General features: G+C 72.1%; 17 protein-coding genes. 2 read left to right on the top strand and 15 right to left on the bottom strand.

Features of this window, described 5'->3' with window-relative positions; all coding sequences use genetic code 11:
* Positions 1-75: 75 nt before the first annotated feature.
* From mmuM to ACGF8B_RS07775, 14 genes are all read right to left on the bottom strand, one after another.
* On the bottom strand, positions 76-1,110 hold the full coding sequence (gene mmuM, locus ACGF8B_RS07840) for a homocysteine S-methyltransferase (protein ID WP_392735755.1): 1,035 nt from the start codon (positions 1,108-1,110) through the stop codon (positions 76-78).
* A 189-nt stretch (positions 1,111-1,299) separates the two neighbouring features.
* Positions 1,300-2,223: an LLM class F420-dependent oxidoreductase gene (locus tag ACGF8B_RS07835; RefSeq protein WP_392735754.1), complete on the bottom strand. Its 924-nt coding sequence runs from the start codon at positions 2,221-2,223 to the stop codon at positions 1,300-1,302.
* Between the two features lie 125 nt (positions 2,224-2,348).
* Positions 2,349-2,951: a DUF6099 family protein gene (locus ACGF8B_RS07830; RefSeq protein ID WP_392735752.1), complete on the bottom strand. Its 603-nt coding sequence runs from the start codon at positions 2,949-2,951 to the stop codon at positions 2,349-2,351.
* Positions 2,952-3,074: 123 nt separating this feature from the next.
* A complete protein-coding gene (locus ACGF8B_RS07825; RefSeq protein ID WP_342279303.1) occupies positions 3,075-3,443 on the bottom strand; it encodes a nucleotide pyrophosphohydrolase in 369 nt (122 codons plus the stop codon).
* Positions 3,440-4,651: an ATP-binding protein gene (locus tag ACGF8B_RS07820; RefSeq protein WP_392735750.1), complete on the bottom strand. Its 1,212-nt coding sequence runs from the start codon at positions 4,649-4,651 to the stop codon at positions 3,440-3,442. The genes ACGF8B_RS07825 and ACGF8B_RS07820 overlap by 4 nt, the downstream gene beginning before the upstream one ends.
* Before the next feature lie 116 nt (positions 4,652-4,767).
* A complete protein-coding gene (locus ACGF8B_RS07815; protein ID WP_266621820.1) occupies positions 4,768-5,163 on the bottom strand; it encodes a cell division protein SepF in 396 nt (131 codons plus the stop codon).
* 104 nt (positions 5,164-5,267) lie between these two features.
* Entirely contained in the window at positions 5,268-6,542 is a 1,275-nt protein-coding gene (locus tag ACGF8B_RS07810) for a cytochrome P450 (protein WP_392735748.1), read from the bottom strand.
* Positions 6,539-7,153 carry an ATP/GTP-binding protein gene (locus tag ACGF8B_RS07805; RefSeq protein WP_342279300.1) on the bottom strand — a complete coding sequence of 205 codons (615 nt, stop codon included), beginning with the start codon at positions 7,151-7,153 and terminating at the stop codon, positions 6,539-6,541. The genes ACGF8B_RS07810 and ACGF8B_RS07805 overlap by 4 nt, the downstream gene beginning before the upstream one ends.
* A complete protein-coding gene (locus ACGF8B_RS07800; RefSeq protein ID WP_259933687.1) occupies positions 7,131-7,484 on the bottom strand; it encodes a DUF742 domain-containing protein in 354 nt (117 codons plus the stop codon). Before ACGF8B_RS07800 ends, ACGF8B_RS07805 begins: the two co-directional genes overlap by 23 nt.
* On the bottom strand, positions 7,481-7,906 hold the full coding sequence (locus ACGF8B_RS07795; protein WP_392735745.1) for a roadblock/LC7 domain-containing protein: 426 nt from the start codon (positions 7,904-7,906) through the stop codon (positions 7,481-7,483). Before ACGF8B_RS07795 ends, ACGF8B_RS07800 begins: the two co-directional genes overlap by 4 nt.
* Entirely contained in the window at positions 7,903-9,264 is a 1,362-nt protein-coding gene (locus ACGF8B_RS07790; RefSeq protein WP_392735744.1) for an ATP-binding protein, read from the bottom strand. Before ACGF8B_RS07790 ends, ACGF8B_RS07795 begins: the two co-directional genes overlap by 4 nt.
* Positions 9,265-9,339: 75 nt before the next feature.
* Positions 9,340-10,356: an MBL fold metallo-hydrolase gene (locus ACGF8B_RS07785; RefSeq protein WP_392735743.1), complete on the bottom strand. Its 1,017-nt coding sequence runs from the start codon at positions 10,354-10,356 to the stop codon at positions 9,340-9,342.
* 349 nt (positions 10,357-10,705) lie between these two features.
* Positions 10,706-11,878: a Gfo/Idh/MocA family protein gene (locus ACGF8B_RS07780; RefSeq protein WP_392735741.1), complete on the bottom strand. Its 1,173-nt coding sequence runs from the start codon at positions 11,876-11,878 to the stop codon at positions 10,706-10,708.
* 260 nt (positions 11,879-12,138) lie between these two features.
* Positions 12,139-12,939, bottom strand: coding sequence for a DeoR/GlpR family DNA-binding transcription regulator (locus tag ACGF8B_RS07775; RefSeq protein WP_124721081.1), 801 nt, complete (start codon positions 12,937-12,939; stop codon positions 12,139-12,141).
* A 185-nt stretch (positions 12,940-13,124) separates the two neighbouring features.
* Here ACGF8B_RS07775 and ACGF8B_RS07770 point away from each other — a divergent pair, with 185 nt between their 5' ends.
* Both ACGF8B_RS07770 and ACGF8B_RS07765 read left to right on the top strand, forming a co-directional pair.
* Positions 13,125-14,009, top strand: coding sequence for an SIS domain-containing protein (locus tag ACGF8B_RS07770; RefSeq protein WP_266489904.1), 885 nt, complete (start codon positions 13,125-13,127; stop codon positions 14,007-14,009).
* Between the two features lie 11 nt (positions 14,010-14,020).
* Positions 14,021-15,139, top strand: coding sequence for an acyl-CoA thioester hydrolase/BAAT C-terminal domain-containing protein (locus ACGF8B_RS07765; protein WP_392735740.1), 1,119 nt, complete (start codon positions 14,021-14,023; stop codon positions 15,137-15,139).
* On the opposite strand, the gene ACGF8B_RS07760 is transcribed toward ACGF8B_RS07765, so the two are convergent.
* Complete coding sequence (locus ACGF8B_RS07760) at positions 15,121-15,723, bottom strand: hypothetical protein (protein ID WP_392735738.1); 603 nt, start codon at positions 15,721-15,723, stop codon at positions 15,121-15,123. The two genes, ACGF8B_RS07765 and ACGF8B_RS07760, sit on opposite strands and share 19 nt — an antisense overlap.
* Positions 15,724-15,788: the final 65 nt, after the last annotated feature.

The raw sequence follows: 15,788 nt of genomic DNA, 5'->3' as shown, positions 1-15,788 counted from the left end.
CCCCACCAGGTATTTTCGAGTGTTCGGGCCATCGTCCCGACAAACGCCGCGACGCGCTGGCACGCCCGTCGCGCCCTACATGGGCCCGCCGCCCGCCGTCGCGCCGAACAGCCCGGCCAGTTCCGCGACGGTGTCCGGACCGACCCGGCAGCAGCCGCCGATCAGCCGGGCCCCGGCGCCCTGCCAGGCTCTTGCCCTGCCCGGCTCGAACGTGGGGGCACCGACCCATCCACGGCCGCCCGCGTCCCACCGCTCGCCGCTGTTCGGGTAGACGACGACCGGCTTCCCGGTCACCTCGGCGGCCACCCGCACCGCCCGGCCGGCATCCACCGGATCGCAGCAGTTCACCCCCACGGCCACCACCTCGTCGTGCCCCCGGACCAGCCCGAAGGCCGTCTCCAGCGGCTGGCCCGCCCGGGTACGGTCACCCGCCACGCTGTACGAGAGCCAGACCGGCAGCCCGCACCCCTCGACCGCCCGCAGCAAGGCCTCGGCCTCGTCGGTGTCCGGCACCGTCTCCAGCGCCAGCACATCGGGCCCGGCGGCGGCCAGCGCCTCGATCCGGGGCCGGTGGAAGCGCTCCAGTTCCCGGCCGGTGAGCCCGTACCGGCCCCGGTACTCGCTGCCGTCCGCCAGCATCGCCCCGTACGGGCCGACCGAGGCGGCGACCCAGACGTCCCGCTCCACCGCACCGGCCGCCCTTCGCGCCAGCCGGACACTGCGGGCGAACAGCTCGGCCGCCTCCGCCCGTCCGATCCCCCGCCGCGCGAACCCCTCGAAGGTCGCCTGGTAGCCGGAGGTGATGAGCACCTGTGCACCCGCACGCACATAGGCGGTGTGCGCCGCCTCGATCTGTCCGGGCCCGTCGGTCAGCAGCCGGGCCGACCACAGGGCGTCGGACAGATCGCAGCCCTGCGCCTCCAGTTGGTTCGACAGTCCCCCGTCCAGCACGACCGGCCCCGCCGCGAGAGCCTGCCCGAGCGTACGGACGGGCGGGCCGCCGAGTGCGCCACCGGGCGTACCGGCCGGCGTACCGACAGGCGCAACCCCCGGCGTACCGACGGGCGGGCGTCGGGGCGGTGGGCCCTCAGCCCGGTGGGCAGGGTGCACAGGTGACTCCCTCCGTCGGTCCGTCTATCTCTCGGTGCGCCAGCCTGTCGGTCCGTCTGTCTCTCGGTACGCCGGCCTGTCGGTCCGTCTGTCCGTCTGTCCGACTGCTCGTCCGACTGCCGGTCCGTCTGCCGGTCCGTCTGCCGGTCCGTCTGTCCTGATCCTCGCGCTGTCCTCGGTCCCGGCGCCTCAGCCGAGCTGGGACAGGACCTGCTCGGAGATCAGCTCCAGATGGTCCAGGTCGTCGAGGTCCAGCACCTGGAGGTAGATCCGGGACGAGCCGATCGCGCCGTACCTGCCGATCTTGTCGACCACCTCGGCGGGCGAGCCCGCGAGCCCGTTCGCCTTCAGCTCCGCCACCTCGCGCCCGATGACGGAGGCGCGGCGTGCCACCTCGGCGTCGTTTCTGCCGACGCAGACCACCAGGGCGTTGGAGTACACCAGGTCGTCCGGTGCGCGGCCGGCCGCCGTTGCCGCGTCCCTGACCCGGCCGAACTGCTTCTCGCTGTCCTCCAGCGACGCGAAGGGGATGTTGAACTCGTCCGCATAGCGGGCGGCCAGTCGCGGTGTACGCGTCGCGCCGTGGCCACCGATCAGCACCGGCACCTTGGCCTGCGCCGGCTTGGGCAGCGCGGGCGAATCCGTGAGCTGGTAGTAGGTGCCGTCGAAATCGAACGTCTTGCCCACCTCGGTCGCCCAGAGCCCGGTGATGATCTCCAGCTGCTCCTCCAGCCTGCCGAACTTCTCCTTGGGGAACGGAATGCCGTAGGCCTTGTGCTCCTCCTCGAACCAGCCCGCGCCAAGACCCAGTTCGACGCGCCCGCCGGACATCCGGTCGACCTGTGCGACCTGGATGGCGAGCACACCGGGGAGCCGGAAGGTCCCCGCGGTCATCAGCGTGCCGAGCCGGATCCGCTTGGTCTCACGCGCCAGCCCGGCCAGGGTGATCCAGGCGTCGGTCGGACCGGGCAGCCCGTCCCCCGGTCCCATGCGGAGGTAGTGGTCGGAGCGGTAGAAGGCGTCGAAGCCGAGGTCCTCGGTCGCCTTGGCGACGGTGAGCAGGGTGTCGTAGTCGGCCCCTTGCTGGGGCTCGGTGAAGATTCGAAGATCCATGCGTCCATCCTGCACCTCCGGCCGCCGGTCGCTCCGCTCCTCCCGTCTCCCCCGCGCCGCCACCGCCGGACTCCGGTACAGTCATCCGCCCCCTCCCGCCCGGGCACCGTCCCCGAAGCCGCACGTCACTCCCGGAGCCTTGCGCGACCCCGGCCGGCCGCGGTCGTACCCGCCGTCCCGCCGACCCCGCCGCCATCGCCGGCCGCGCCGTACGAGCCGGTCGCCCCGTGCACGCCGTACGGGCCGTCCCGTCCCCGGCCGCGCTCCAGATCCTGCTGCCGCTCCCTTTCGTGCTCATCGAGGCGACGAAGCATTCCGTGCACCCGGTCCATCGACTCGTCGGCCGCGTCGATCGCCTCCATGCACTGCCAGTAGAGCCCTTGCTCATCGGTCTCGCAGGCGACCCCGACCAGCGCCATCCCCACCTCGCCGAGCAGTGCGACCAGCCCGGTCAGCGTCGCCCGGGGGTCGGCCAGCCCCGAGAGCTGCGCGGCCCGCGCCACCCCGGCCCGCGCCGCCGGATGGTCCAGCGAACCGCTGCTCCGCCCGCCGATCTCGCTCAGCCCACGCGCCTCTCCCCGTAACTCCTTGGGCCCGTCGGCCGCCAGGCGGCTGCCGATCGCCTGGGCCAGCGCCTGGGCCTGCCATGCCTCCGCGATGATGTCCGGCGTACCCCTGCTCTGCGCCAGAGCACGCCGGCTGACTCCCACAAGCCGTTCCGCTTCCATGCGTTCCCCCGTCCGTACGAAAAGCCGCTCACCTCATCCATTACCCACAGTGAGGTCACCGGTACCGAAAAGCCAGGGGAATTCGGAAATCTGTGGACACAAAATCGATTGTGGACAAGTTGATCACTCCGAAGAGTGACGGTCACCCGTTTCCGTGGACTCCTGGCCCTCCGGCACGGGGAATCGGGACTCGTTCCGCTCGATCTTCTCCGACAGCGCGGAGAGCGCGTCGATGCCCAGTACCTCGCAGAACTGGAGCAGATACGCGAGGACATCCGCGACCTCGTCCGCGACCCGGTGCGCCGTCTCGGGCCGCTCCATCACGCGCGCCGACTGCTCCGGCGTCAACCACTGGAAGATCTCGACCAGTTCGGACGCCTCGACGCTCAGCGCCGCCGCCAGGTTCTTCGGGGTGTGGTACTGCTCCCAGTCACGTGCGGCCGCGAACGCGGCCAGCCGTCGCTGCAGGGTCTGTACATCGAGTTCTGTCACGGCTCCAGGTCTACCACCGTCACCCCGGGAGTCTCCCGGGCCCGTTCGGCGTTCGGCTCCGTGACGGTCCCGATCAGCCGGAGGTGCCCGGTCGCCCCGACCGACACGGCCAGGGCGAGCAGTTCGCGCATCTGCCCGCCGTCCAGGTCCCGGTCGAGTCCGTCGGCCAGCACAGCGAGGGTCTGCATGGCCGACGGCACCTCCCCCGCGGCGTCCACCGCCACCGCCTCCGGACCGGTGAGCATCACCAGGGCGAGGGCGAGATAGCGCAGTTCGCCGTCCCCGAGCCGCTCGATCGGGGTGGCCCGCCCCCCGCCCCGCCCGAGCATCGCCCGCAGCGATCCGCCCCCGAGCCGTTCGACGCCCAGCGAGTCAACCGTCCCCGCGCACCCGGCGTGCGCCGCGGCGACGAGCCGGGCATGGCGCTGGACGCACTGCGCGCGGGTACGCTCCAGCACCGCGGCGAGGTTGTCGCAGCCGCGTCGCAGCCTGTCGTCACCGACATGCGCGGGGGCCCGCATCCACTGCGGCTGCGGTTCGCACGCGAAGACCGACCGCAGGGCCACCACCATCTGCTCGGCGGCGGCCAGGACCCGTAACTGCCCCTCGGTCCGGCCCGCGACCCGCAGCGGCAGCAGGGCCGTGCCCAGCCGGTCGTCCGGCAGCGGTGCCCGTGTCACGGGGACCGCGCCCGCCGTGTGCCAGGCCGCCTGGACGGTGGCGCGCCCCGGGTCGCGCAACGCGGTGGTGAGCAGGGTCTCGCCGCTGCCGGTGAGCCGTTCGCCGACGATGCGCAGGGTGGGCTCCGCCTGGATGGCGACGTCCAGCCGCACCGGTCCGGCCGGACCGTCCGCCGTACAGCCGATCCGGAAGCCGCGGCGGCCCTGCGCATCGGCCGCGGCCCCCTCCGGCACACAGGCCGCCGGATCCGGGAACACCTCGTCCAGCGGGTCGCCGCCGCCCAGCCGCGCCAGGGCCTCGTACGCCCGTAACGCGCTCGATTTGCCGCTGCCGCCGGGCCCGCCGAAGAGCGTGACGGGTCCGATGGGGAAGGCGGCGCCCCGGTGCGAGGCGAAGGCGGACAGCCGCAGCTCGGTGACGACGGGTCCGGCGGAGCGGACCGGCGTGCGTGCGGCGAGGGACGTGCCGCCGGGCACGGTCGGGGCGGCGGACGGCGTCGGGAAGGCCTCGGGGCGGAGTGCAGTCATGGGCGGACGGTATGCGGGCCGCCTTCAGGCGAACCGTTCCGCCTGAACGACCTTCCTACGATCGGAGTACGTCGAGCACCTCGCCCGCCCCCGCCAGCGCCCGCCCCGCGGCCCTCCTACGAACCCGGAAGGCCCGCCGCCGTGACTCCCTCGACCTCCATGCCGACCGGGGACAGCAGGAAGACGTTCCGGTCGACCCGGTGCATTCCGCTGCCGAGGCCGAAGACCACCCCGCTGGTGAAGTCCAGGATGCGTTTGGCCACATCCGTCTCGGCGCTGGTCAGATCGAGCAGCACCGGAATCTGCGCGACCAGATATTCGGCCACCTCCCGTGCGTCCGCGAAGACCTGCACCCGCAGCACGACGAGCCGTCGTTGCTCGGCCGCTTCGGCCTCCTCGACCGTGCGGTGGTCCACTCTGGACGGCCACTCGTTGCGGCTGCGCAGAGGTACGACCTGGGCAAGCCCCTCCCACTGCTCGTCCGTGACGTCGTACCTGTCGTACCTGCTCACCGGACCACCCCGTCTGTGCTTCGGTCGGCGTTGCGCCGGCTGCGCTCGCTGTTCATCGGGCAATTCTCTCGCCACTCACCCGTTCGGCGTACCACCGACACGGTTCAAGGGCCGATCGACACCGCCGGCGGCCCGTCCGCCGCTTCCCCGGCGGTCCTGTGCCGGTGGGCCTCCGCGCTCATGTCGACGGGGGTGAACCGTACCGGAAGCCGGATCAGCGCGCGGTGGAAGGGGCCCGGACGCCACTTCAGCCCATCGGCCGGAACAGCCAGTTCCGCATCGCACAGCTGGCTGGTGAGCTGCTCGATCGCGGTCATGGCGATGAGCAGCGCCGGCTGCTTCGCCGGGCACCGGTGCGGACCGGCGGACCAGGCGAGGTGGGCGCTGGCCCCGGAGCGTACCGCGGAGTCCGAAGGGCCGGGCGCCGAGCGGGTGTTGGCCGCGGCGTAGGAGACCAGGAGGAGTTGTCCCGCGCGCAGCCGCACGCCGTGGAACTCCGTGTCGTGCCGCGGGTAGTGGGCCGCGAGATTGGCCAGCGGCGGGTCCTGCCAGAGGACCTCGTCGATCGCCTCGTGGGCCGTCATCGCGCCGCCGTGCAGCGAACCGGCGTAGCGGGCGTCGGTGAGCATGTGCAGCAGCGCGTTGCCGATCAGATTGGTCGTCGGATCGTGACCCGCGCTCATGATCAGGGTGATCTGACGCACAGTCTCATCGTTGTCGAGACCGGCCGGATGGCCGAGAAGGTACGAGGTGAGGTCGCGGCGTGGCCGGACGCGCCGGGCGGCGACCAGTTCGGTGACGACGTCGACGAGGTCGGCGTACGCGGTGGTGGCGTTCTCGGCGGAGTTGAACATGCCGGCGATGCCGTTGACGATGCGTTCGCCGTCGCCCGGCTGCACGCCGAACCAGGTGACGAAGACGTGCAGCGGGAGCCGCCGGGCGTACTGGGCGATGAGATCGGCGTTGCCGTCGGCGGCGAATTCGCCGATCAGGCGCCCCGCGACCCGGGTGACCTCGGCACGCAGGACGTGCGGTTCGATCAGGGCGAGGCTGTCGTTGATGGCGTCGCGGTAGCGGGCGTGCACGTCGCCGTCGCTGAAGAGCGCGGTGGGCCGGTGGCCGAGCACGGGCAGGATCGGCGAGTCCTCGGGGACGGTGGCCTGCCAGGCGCGCGGGTCCTTGGTGAAGGTGTGGGTGTCGCGGAGCAGATCGACGGCGGCCTGGTAGTCGGTGACCAGCAGGGCGTCGATGCCGGGGGCGATCCGGACGGGCGCGAGGGGGCCGTGTTCGCGCAGCCGCCGGTAGTGGTCGTGCGGGTCGGCGGCGAATTCCGGACCGTACAGGGCGAGGGGTTCCGGCGGTTGTACGTACGGCGTCATGACGGGTCCTCGGGCCGGGGCATCCGGGTCAGTACGTGTTCGGCCAGTGCGATCAGCGCGTCGATGCTGCCGCGGCGTTCGCGGGCGTCGCACTGCACCAGCGGCGTCTCGGGGGCGAGGTCGAGGTGTTTGCGCAGGACCTCGTCGGTGTGGGCGGGGGCGTCGGGGAAACGGTTGACCGCGATCGCGTACGGCAGGCCCTGCTCCTCGACCATGTCCATGACCGCGAAGGAGTCGGCCAGCCTGCGGGTGTCGACCAGTACGAGTGCGCCGAGCGCCCCGCGCGCGATGTCCTCCCAGAGCGGCAGGAACCGCTGCTGGCCGGGGGTGCCGAACATGTAGAGCACCAGGTCGTCCAGGACGGTGAGCCGGCCGAAGTCGACGGCGACGGTGGTCGTGGTCTTGTCCGGCAGTCCGGCGGTGTCGTCGAACCGGGTGCTGGACTGGGTCATCGCCTCTTCGGTGTGGAGCGTGGCGATCTCCGACAGCGTACGGATCAGGGTGGTCTTGCCGACACCGAACGGACCCGTGACGACGATCTTCATCAGGGTCCGGGCGGCGGGCGGCAGATAGCCGACGCCGGTGCGTTCAGTGGAGGGAGCGGAGTCCAACGAGCAGCCTCTCGACGAGCGACCGGTCGATCTCCCCGGCGCTGGGGACGGGCGGTCGGGTGTGCAGATGTCCGGCGGCCGCGAGGTCCGTGGCCAGGAAGACGGTGGCGCTGACCGGCAGGTCCAGGTGGGCCGCGCATTCGACGACGGTGAGCGCCCCCGGTTCGAGCAGCTCGCAGAGTCTGCGCTGTTCCGAGCCGGTGTCCTGGGGCAGCTCGGTGTCGGCGCGCACGAGGATGTCGAGCCGGTCGAGTGCGGGACCGGCGGGCCGGGTCCGGCCGCCGGTGACCAGGTAGGGGGGTATCAGACGGCGACCCGGGCCGGAGGTCATGGCCGGGCGTCGGTGTCCGGCCGGCGGGCAGGTGCGTTCATCGCCCGGGTCAGGGCGGTGACCTGCACCTGCATCTGGTACGCGATGTCGCCGAGCTTGGCCCCGGGTTCCGCGAACAGGGCGAGCGTGGTGTTGTTCCCGGCCGGTACGACGATGGCGAAGCCCTGGTCCGACTCGACGACGGTCTGGGCCAGGCGCGGCGCCTCGACGTCGGTGAAGGCCGTGGTGAACGCGCGTGCCGCGGCGTGCAGGGTGGCGGTCATGGCGGCGACCCGTTCGCCGGAGGCCCGGTCCAGGCCGGGCGAGGCGCCCTCGACGAGGCCGTCGCCGGTGGCGACCACGGCGTGCTGGACTCCGGGCAGCTCCAGCAGCGGGGTCAGCACCCATGCGAGGTCGCCAGTGGTGGAAGTGGGGGCGCTCACGTCTGGTCGTCTCCTTGGTCGTCCCGGTCGTCCGGGTGGTCGTGGTCGTCCGGTGCGGGCGCGGGCGGCGGTCCGGCGACGCTCCTGCCGTTGAGGGTGCCCTGCTGGAGTGCCGCCCAGGAAGCCCCGGCCTGCTCGGGTGTACGGGGCACCTGTTCGAGGTCCGGGGCGGAGGCGGCGCGGGCCGGGGCCGGGCGTGGTGCGCGTCGGCGTCGGCTGGGCAGCGCGGGTGCCTCGCCGCCGGCGGGTTGCGGCACGGGGGCGGTCTCCTGCTCGGTCGGGGCGGGGGCGGCGGGCGTGGCCTGCGTCCGCACCGGTTTCGGGGCGAGGGCGGAGAGGCTGCGGTCGTCCTCCAGCACGGTCAGCAGATGGGCGGGGACGCGCAGGATCGTACGCATGCCGCCGAACGGCGATTCCTCGATGTGACAGTTGAAGCCGTACTGCAGCACCAGTCGTCCGACGACGGCGAAGCCGGTCTGCGGGGGATCGCCCAGCTCGGTCAGCAGGACCTCGGGCGGGCCCGCGAGCAGCGCCCGTGCACGGTGGAGCGCGTCGCCGTCCATGCCGATGCCCGCGTCGTCGACCACCAGGAACGCGCCCCGGCCGCCGCTCTGCTGGAGGGTGACCTGGACATCGGTGTCGGGGTGCGAGTAGGCGGTGGCGTTGGCCAGGACTTCGGCCAGGGCGATGGCGAGGGGTTCGGCGGCGCGGGCGACGAGGGCCAGCCGTTCGTCGCGCAGGTGGTTGGCGACCTTGATGCGTTCGTAGCCGGCGACGCGGGACTGGGCGCCGAGCACGATCTCGACGAGCGGTGAGTTCTGGCGGGCGAGGCCGGGCCAGGCGTCGCAGAGCACCGCGGTGGCCTGGGTGCGTCGCAGCGCCAGTTCGTTGCGGAAGTCCAGTTGCAGGATGCGCGGGTCGTCGTACTCGTGCTGGAGCTCGTGCAGCAGCTGCTGGGACTGGTTGAGCAGGGACTGGATCTTGGCGGAGGTGCCGCGCATCGCCGCGCGGGCGGCCGCGTCGACCCGGCCCCGCTCCTCGACGACGGCGGTGCGGGCGGCCTGCACCGCCTCGGTGAGCAGCCGCGCGGAGCCGCCGTCGACCTCGGCCGCCTCCCGCAGTCCGGGGACCTTGGCGGTGGGATGGGAGAGGGCGAGCGCGGCGGCGGGTATCCGCTCGCGGGCCAGCTGGCGGATCTCGTCGGTGAGGGCCGCGGTCCGGGCCTCGGCGGCCTTCGCCTGCCGTTCGGCCAGCTCGGCGCGGGCCGCGGCAATGCGTTCGGCGCGCGCCGAGTTCTGTGCGCGGACCGCTGCCGCCACGGCAGCGGCGGCGGCGATCACCGCCACTATCCAGCCCATGCCGTCACCGCGTTTCTGTTGTCGGACCGGTCTTCCGGCCGAATCGGTGGCAGGAGTTCCGCGGGTCCGGCCGGCTCATCCGGACAGGCCCTGGTGCCCCGCGGGACCGCCCGGCCCGTCCGGCTGTTCCAGTTCCTGAGCGACCACGGCGACCTCGGTCATCACCTGGAGCACGCCCGGCAGTTCGGAGCCGTCGAGCTGCCGGTACTCGCTGCCGATGGTCACCACCAGCCGCTCCGGAAGCCCCAGTTCCGGGTAGCGGCCCTCGCCGATGACCCGGCGGGCCGCCTCGACGGCGGGGATCCCGGCCGCGTGGAAGGCGTGGGCGCGCTCGCGCACGTACTCCAGGTACACGATGTGTTCGCGCACCCCGGCCCGGTCGAGGAGCGGGCCGTGCCCCGGGACGACGGTCTCGGCGCCGGTGCCCAGTACCCGTTCGCAGGCCGAGATCAGGTTGCTCAGCGGGCCCGCCCAGTGCACCGGGTGGTCACCCGGCTGCTCCGGGGTGGAGGAGAAGATGATGTCCCCCGTGAACACGGCGCCCTGGGCGGGCAGATGGACCATCAGGTCGCCGGTGGTGTGCGCGGACGGCAGCGCGGAGATCTGGACCGGGTACTCCCCCAGGGTCAGTTCGAGCTCGCCCGTGAAGTAGGTGGTCGGCATCACCGGCTCGGTCCGCGACCAGTCGAAGGGGCCGAAGTGGCGCGCGAGGTAGCTGCCGAGCGGGGTGGCCGGATCGCCCGAGGCGACCAGGGCGTGCTGCTGCTTGGGGGTGGGTTCGTAGTGGATGTGCTCGCGGGCCTCGCGGGTCGCGATGATCTCCGCGTCCGGGAGTACGCCCGCGCCCCAGAAGTGGTCCCCGTTGGCATGGGTGACGATCACCCGGTCGACCTGGACGCCGTCCGGCAGCCGCTTCGTGGACTCGGCCAGGAACTGACCGGCCAGCACGGCGTCGTACGGGGTGTCGATCCACAGCGCACCGCGGGGCGAGACGAGCAGACCGCAGTTGGCCAGCCCCCAGCCCCGTTTCGGCGGGAGCCATGCGTAAAGGCCCCGCCCCAGGTCAACGACGTCTCCACCCGTGATCGACATGGACGCGATTATGCCGACCGGAATCCGGCCACGCGTTCGAACCCGGCCATCACGGGATCTCGTTGGCTTGAAATCGCCCCCATGACCCGACGATGACGCATCCCCGGTGACCCTGCGAGACCGGCACAGCCCACCCCCACCCGTCACCTTTCTCGCAATCCCACCCGATTCACCCGGCCGCGTCACACATCTGACCGAACGCCCACCGGGCGGCCGCCAAACCGGAATGAGCCGATTACCCACCGAGCATGACCGAAAACAGTCGTACGGAGACCTTCGGGGACGGCGCCGGAAGGCACCGTCCCCGAAGGTCTCCGCAGCTGCGATCCGGTCGCGCCGCTCGTGCGCGCTACCGGACCTGGCCGCCCTCGAAGTAGGCGACCAGCTCGGGATCGAGGGCCGGCACCTCGAACGGCGCACCGCCCTCGCGCAGGGACCGGGTCGCGAGCACACCGGCGGCGACGCTCATCCGGGCGGCGACCGGCGAGGTGTCGGTGACGCCCCCGTCGCGCACGAACCGGCAGAACTCCTCCATGATCCGGCCGTCCCCGCCGCCGTGGGTACCGTCGGCCTCCGGCACCCGGTAGGTGATGTCCGCCTCGGCGCGGTATCCGCTGGGCCCGGTGTTCCAGACCTTGACCTCGTCGCCGGGCCCGTCACCGAAGTTCTCCAGGCGGCCCTCGGTACCGATGACGGTGTAGTTCCGCCAGTAGTCGGGGGTGAAGTGGCACTGCTGGTAGGCGGCCACGACGCCGTTGTCGAGCTGCATGTTCATCACCGAGACGTCCTCGACGTCCACGATGTGGTGCAGGTCCTTGCGGGCCGTCGGCGGCCAGTCGAACTCCCGCAGCCAGTTCGCCGGGCGCGGGGTGTCCGCCTCCCGGCGGGGCAGGTCGCCGTAGACGAGGAGGTCGCCGAGCGCGTTGACGCGGCGGGTGTAGCCACCGGCCAGCCAGTGCAGTACGTCGATGTCGTGCGCGGCCTTCTGGAGCAGCAGACCGGTGGTGCGGGACCGGTCGGCGTGCCAGTCCTTGAAGTAGTAGTCACCGCCGTACCCGACGAAGTGCCGCACCCACACGGCCTTGGGCTCACCGATGTCGCCGCGGGCGATGATGTCGCGCATCAGCCGTACGACGCCCATGTGGCGCATGTTGTGCCCGACGTACAGCCGGGTCCCGGTCTCGTACGCGGCGCGCAGGATGTTGTCGCAGCTCTCGACGGTGATCCCGAGCGGCTTCTCGACGAAGACCGCCTTGCCGGCCCGCAGCGCGTCGATGGCGATGGTCTCGTGGGTGTCGTCGGGAGTGGCGACCACGATCGCGTCGAGGTCGTCCCGGCCGAGGAGCTGCTTGTAGTCCTCGACCGCGACATCGGCACCGAACCGTTCGGCCTCGCGCCGCCGGACCTCGGGGTCGAGGTCGCAGACGGCGGTGATCGCCGAACCCTGTCCGGGGTGGTGGGCGGAGGTCGCGATGGAACGGCGCAGGCCGAGCCCGATGACGCCGAGTCGCAGGTCTGACACGGGGGTCCCTTCTCTGGCTGTACTGGTGGTGCGGGCGGTTCGTACGGGGATGGGGGGTGCGGCCGGTGCTCCTGCACGGCGACACACACATAGTTCACGACAGCGCACGCACGTGGCAAGAGTTGCTCGTTTCGTGGACCTAGTGAGCATCATTCGACATCGAACTGCCTCGGTACAAGCAAAGAAGCGGCACGCACAGCGAAAACGGCGGGGTGCCGCCCCGCGTCCGGGACGACTCCCCGCCGTCGGGCGGCCGGCGCTCACACCGCGATGACCGTGACCCCGGCCTCGGTGAAACGGGCGGTCGCCTCGGGGGTGATCCCCTCGTCGGTGACCAGGAAGTCGACCTGAGCCAGGTCGCAGACCCGGGCGAAGGCCCGCTTGCCGATCTTCGAGGAGTCGGCGGCCACGACCACGCGCTGGGCCTGCTGGGCGAGCAGGCGGTTGATACTGGCCTCGCCCTCGTGGTGGACGTAGGCACCGCGCTCGGTGTCGATCGCGTTGACACCCAGCACGGCGACGTCGAGCGTGATCTCGCCCAGCACCCCGCTGGCCAGCGGGCCCGTCAGCTCGTACGACTGGGGCCTGGCCACTCCGCCGGTCACCACGATCTTGATCTGCGGGCGGATCACCAGCTCGTTGGCGATGTTGAGGGCATTGGTGACCACGGTCAGGGTCGGCTGCCCGCCCATCCCGGTCGCACCCTCACCGACGACGTCGGAGCGCACCGCCAGCGAACGGGCCACCTCGGTCAGCGTCGTACCGCCGGTCAGTCCCACCACCTCGCCCACCGCCACCAGCTCGGAGACCGCGCGGCCGATGGCCTGCTTCTCCGGGGCGTGGCGGCCGGTCTTGTAGCGCAGGGCCAGTTCGTAGCTGACTCCGTGCGCCACCGCGCCGCCGCGGGTACGGGTGAGCAGCTGCTGCTCGGCGAGCTGGTCCAGGTCGCGGCGGATGGTCGCGGCCGAGACGTCCAGCGCCGTGGCGGCGTCCTCGACGTCCACCCGGCCGTTCTTACCGACGAGTTCCAGCAGCGCGTTCCACCGGGCATCCCTGGACAAGGCAACTCTCCTTACGAGCCCGGGCTTCGGGCACCCATCCCCTTGGGTACGGTCACCGGACACGCGCAAGCGTCGCACAAGGCACCGCCCAGTCAAGCCTCCTGCACGCAGGATGCTTGATAATGCTCGTAGAGCACGTATATCTTGCGTAAACGAGCATCTCACTACGAGTACGGAGTGCAAAAGTGTCATTTGTCGAGATCGAGACAGCCAGTCAGCCGGAGTGCTGGCGTCGCGCCGCCGAGCTGGCCGAGACGCAGTCGGCCGCGCTGCCCGCCACCGGCGAGCGCATCGCGGTCGTCGGCTGCGGCACCTCGTTCTACATGGCCCAGGCGTACGCCGCGCTCCGTGAGGGGTCCGGTCAGGGCGAGTCCGACGCCTTCGCCGCCTCGGAGTTCCCCTTCGGCCGCGGTTACGACCGGGTCGTCGCCCTCACCCGTTCGGGGACCACGACCGAGGTGCTGGAGCTGCTCGAACGGCTCCGGGGTGTCACCCGTACCGTCGCCATCACCGCCGACCCGAACACTCCGGTCATGACGGCGGCCGACGACGTCGTCGTCCTGGAGTTCGCCGACGAGCAGTCCGTCGTGCAGACCCGGTTCGCCACCACCGCGTTCACCCTGCTCCGTGCCCACCTCGGTCTGCACACCGAGGAAGCGGTGCGCGACGCGGAGACCGCACTGGCCGAGCCGCTGCCCGAGGGCCTGGTGGAGTGCACCCAGTTCTCCTTCCTCGGCCGCGGCTGGACGGCGGGGCTCGCCAACGAGGCGGCGCTGAAGATGAAGGAGGCGTCGCTGTCCTGGACCGAGTCGTACCCCGCGATGGAGTACCGCCACGGCCCGATCAGCATCGCCACCGCCGGCACCGCGACCTGGATGTTCGGCACCGCCCCCGAGGGGCTCGCGGAGCAGGTGCTGGCGACCGGCGCCCGCTGGGTGGACAGCGACCTGGACCCGCTGGCCGACCTGGTGCGCGTGCAGCGGCTGGCGATCGCCCGCGCCGTCGCCCGCGGCCTGGACCCGGACAGCCCGCGCCACCTGACCCGTTCCGTCGTCCTCACGGACGCCTGACGGTCCGTCCGATGCACATCGTCGAGCGCGTCTTCCGCGATCCCGGCCGGGTCGAACCGGATGGCGTCGGTCCGGGTGAAGGCGTACGCGGCGAGGTCGATCCGGGTGAAGGCGTACGCGGTGAAGGCGTACGCCGTGAAAGCGCTCGCGGGGCTGCTCGCGGAACCCCTCTCGAACCCCCGCACCGGGGCGTTCGCGAGGGGTTTCTCGCCAGGCCCCCGCACGGTCCGGCCGGCGACCCGGAGGTCGGGGTGCTCGTGCTCTCCGGGTCCAGCGGCCGGATCGAGGAAGAGCGGTGCCGGATCCTGGCCCGGGAGGGCATGACCGCCCTTTCGATCCGCTGGTTCGGCGGCTCCGGGCAGCCGCCGGGCATCTGCGAGGTTCCGCTGGAGACCTTCGAGCCCGCGATCGCACTGCTGCGCACGGGCGGCGCCCGGCGGATCGGCGTGCTCGGTACGTCCAAGGGCGCGGAGGCCGCCCTGCACCTGTCGGTGCTCCTGCCCGGTGTCGATGCCGTGGTGGCCCTCTCGCCCACGTCGCTCACCTGGGCGAACGTCGGACCGGGGAAGGACGTCCGCGACCGGCCCCACCGGTCCTCGTGGACCTGGCGCGGTGAGCCGCTGCCGTTCGTCCCGTACGACGACTCCTGGACGCCCGCGCCCGCACGCCCCGAAGGCGGTCCGGTCGCGATCCGCGGCTGGTACGAGCAGAGTCGGCGCACGTTCGCCGGTCGCGTCGACGCGGCGAGGATTCCGGTGGAGAGGTCGGGCGCAGATCTCGTCCTGGTCGCGGGCGGCGACGACGAGATGTGGCCCTCGCTGCCCTGCGCCGAGGAGCTTGCCGCCCGACGCAGGGCGGCCGGGCTGCCCGTACGGGTCGTCGGCGCCCCAGGCGCGGGCCACCGTCCACGCCTGCCCGGCGAGGGCCCGGCGCCCGCCTCCGCGCAGTTCCGCCACGGGGGTTCAGCCGCGGCGGACGCGGCGCTCGGGGCCGCTGCCTGGCCGCACATCCTCGATGCGCTCCGCGGCCCGTACGGCCCGGCCGAGGGGCCGGGCGGAGACCGGTGGACGGGACGGCCGTCGGCCCCGCCCACCGGACCGCTCGGCCGGGGTCAGGACTCCTCGAAGTAGGCGTCCAGCACCGTGTCGAGCTCCGCCGCCCACCCCTTGAGGCTGCTCCTGGCCGGCGCCTCGACCTCGGCGTTGAACCACCGCCGGGTCGACATATGGACAGTGACGGTGAACCGGCGGCCGAACCGGGGCAACTTCACCTCGACGGCACCGATCTCGTCCCACCGGAAGTCGGCTTCCTGGTCGTCCAGCCGGAACCGGACCCCCGCACGGTCCGCGGCGATCGAACCCCGGCGGTCGCTCACCTCGAACGAGGGACCGTCCGCCGCGTCCTTGCCGTCCGCCGCCGCCTTGCTGTCTCCGTCTTCGTCGGAGGCGTCACCGTCGGGAGCGGCATCGTCGGGAGCGGCGTCGTCGGCCGATCGCTCCTGCGCCGCTTCCGGCTCCGGCCGGTCCTGCTCCGGGTGGTCGTGCTCCAGCTCTTCCTGCTCCGCCTGTTCGGGTTCTGTGTCCTCCAGGTCTGGCTGCTCCAGGCTCGTGTCCGGTTTCCTGGCCGTGACGGGGGCCGTGAGACCGGGGATGAACGCCGGGTCTGTCCCTGCGGCGTATCCGGGCTGAGTGTTCGGATCTATGCGCTGCTCCACGGCGGGCAGTATGGCCGACGAACCTGTACCCGGCCAACGAGCCCGCCGCGAAGCGGCTGTGAGTG

Origin of the sequence: Streptomyces sp. NPDC047917, assembly GCF_043204345.1 — a bacterium.
Lineage (GTDB): Bacteria > Actinomycetota > Actinomycetes > Streptomycetales > Streptomycetaceae > Streptomyces > Streptomyces sanglieri.
The sequence above is the reverse complement of the archived record's forward strand: the minus strand, read 5'-3'. Positions and strand labels throughout refer to the sequence as shown.

Excerpts from the sequence above, each read along its gene's own strand:
- ACGF8B_RS07835 (WP_392735754.1), bottom strand. The coding sequence starts at position 2,223 with ATGGATCTTCGAATCTTCACCGAGCCCCAGCAAGGGGCCGACTACGAC.
- ACGF8B_RS07830 (WP_392735752.1), bottom strand. The coding sequence starts at position 2,951 with ATGGAAGCGGAACGGCTTGTGGGAGTCAGCCGGCGTGCTCTGGCGCAG.
- ACGF8B_RS07820 (WP_392735750.1), bottom strand. The coding sequence starts at position 4,651 with ATGACTGCACTCCGCCCCGAGGCCTTCCCGACGCCGTCCGCCGCCCCG.
- ACGF8B_RS07810 (WP_392735748.1), bottom strand. The coding sequence starts at position 6,542 with ATGACGCCGTACGTACAACCGCCGGAACCCCTCGCCCTGTACGGTCCG.
- ACGF8B_RS07800 (WP_259933687.1), bottom strand. The coding sequence starts at position 7,484 with ATGACCTCCGGCCCGGGTCGCCGTCTGATACCCCCCTACCTGGTCACC.
- ACGF8B_RS07790 (WP_392735744.1), bottom strand. The coding sequence starts at position 9,264 with ATGGGCTGGATAGTGGCGGTGATCGCCGCCGCCGCTGCCGTGGCGGCA.
- ACGF8B_RS07785 (WP_392735743.1), bottom strand. The coding sequence starts at position 10,356 with ATGTCGATCACGGGTGGAGACGTCGTTGACCTGGGGCGGGGCCTTTAC.
- ACGF8B_RS07765 (WP_392735740.1), top strand. The coding sequence starts at position 14,021 with ATGCACATCGTCGAGCGCGTCTTCCGCGATCCCGGCCGGGTCGAACCG.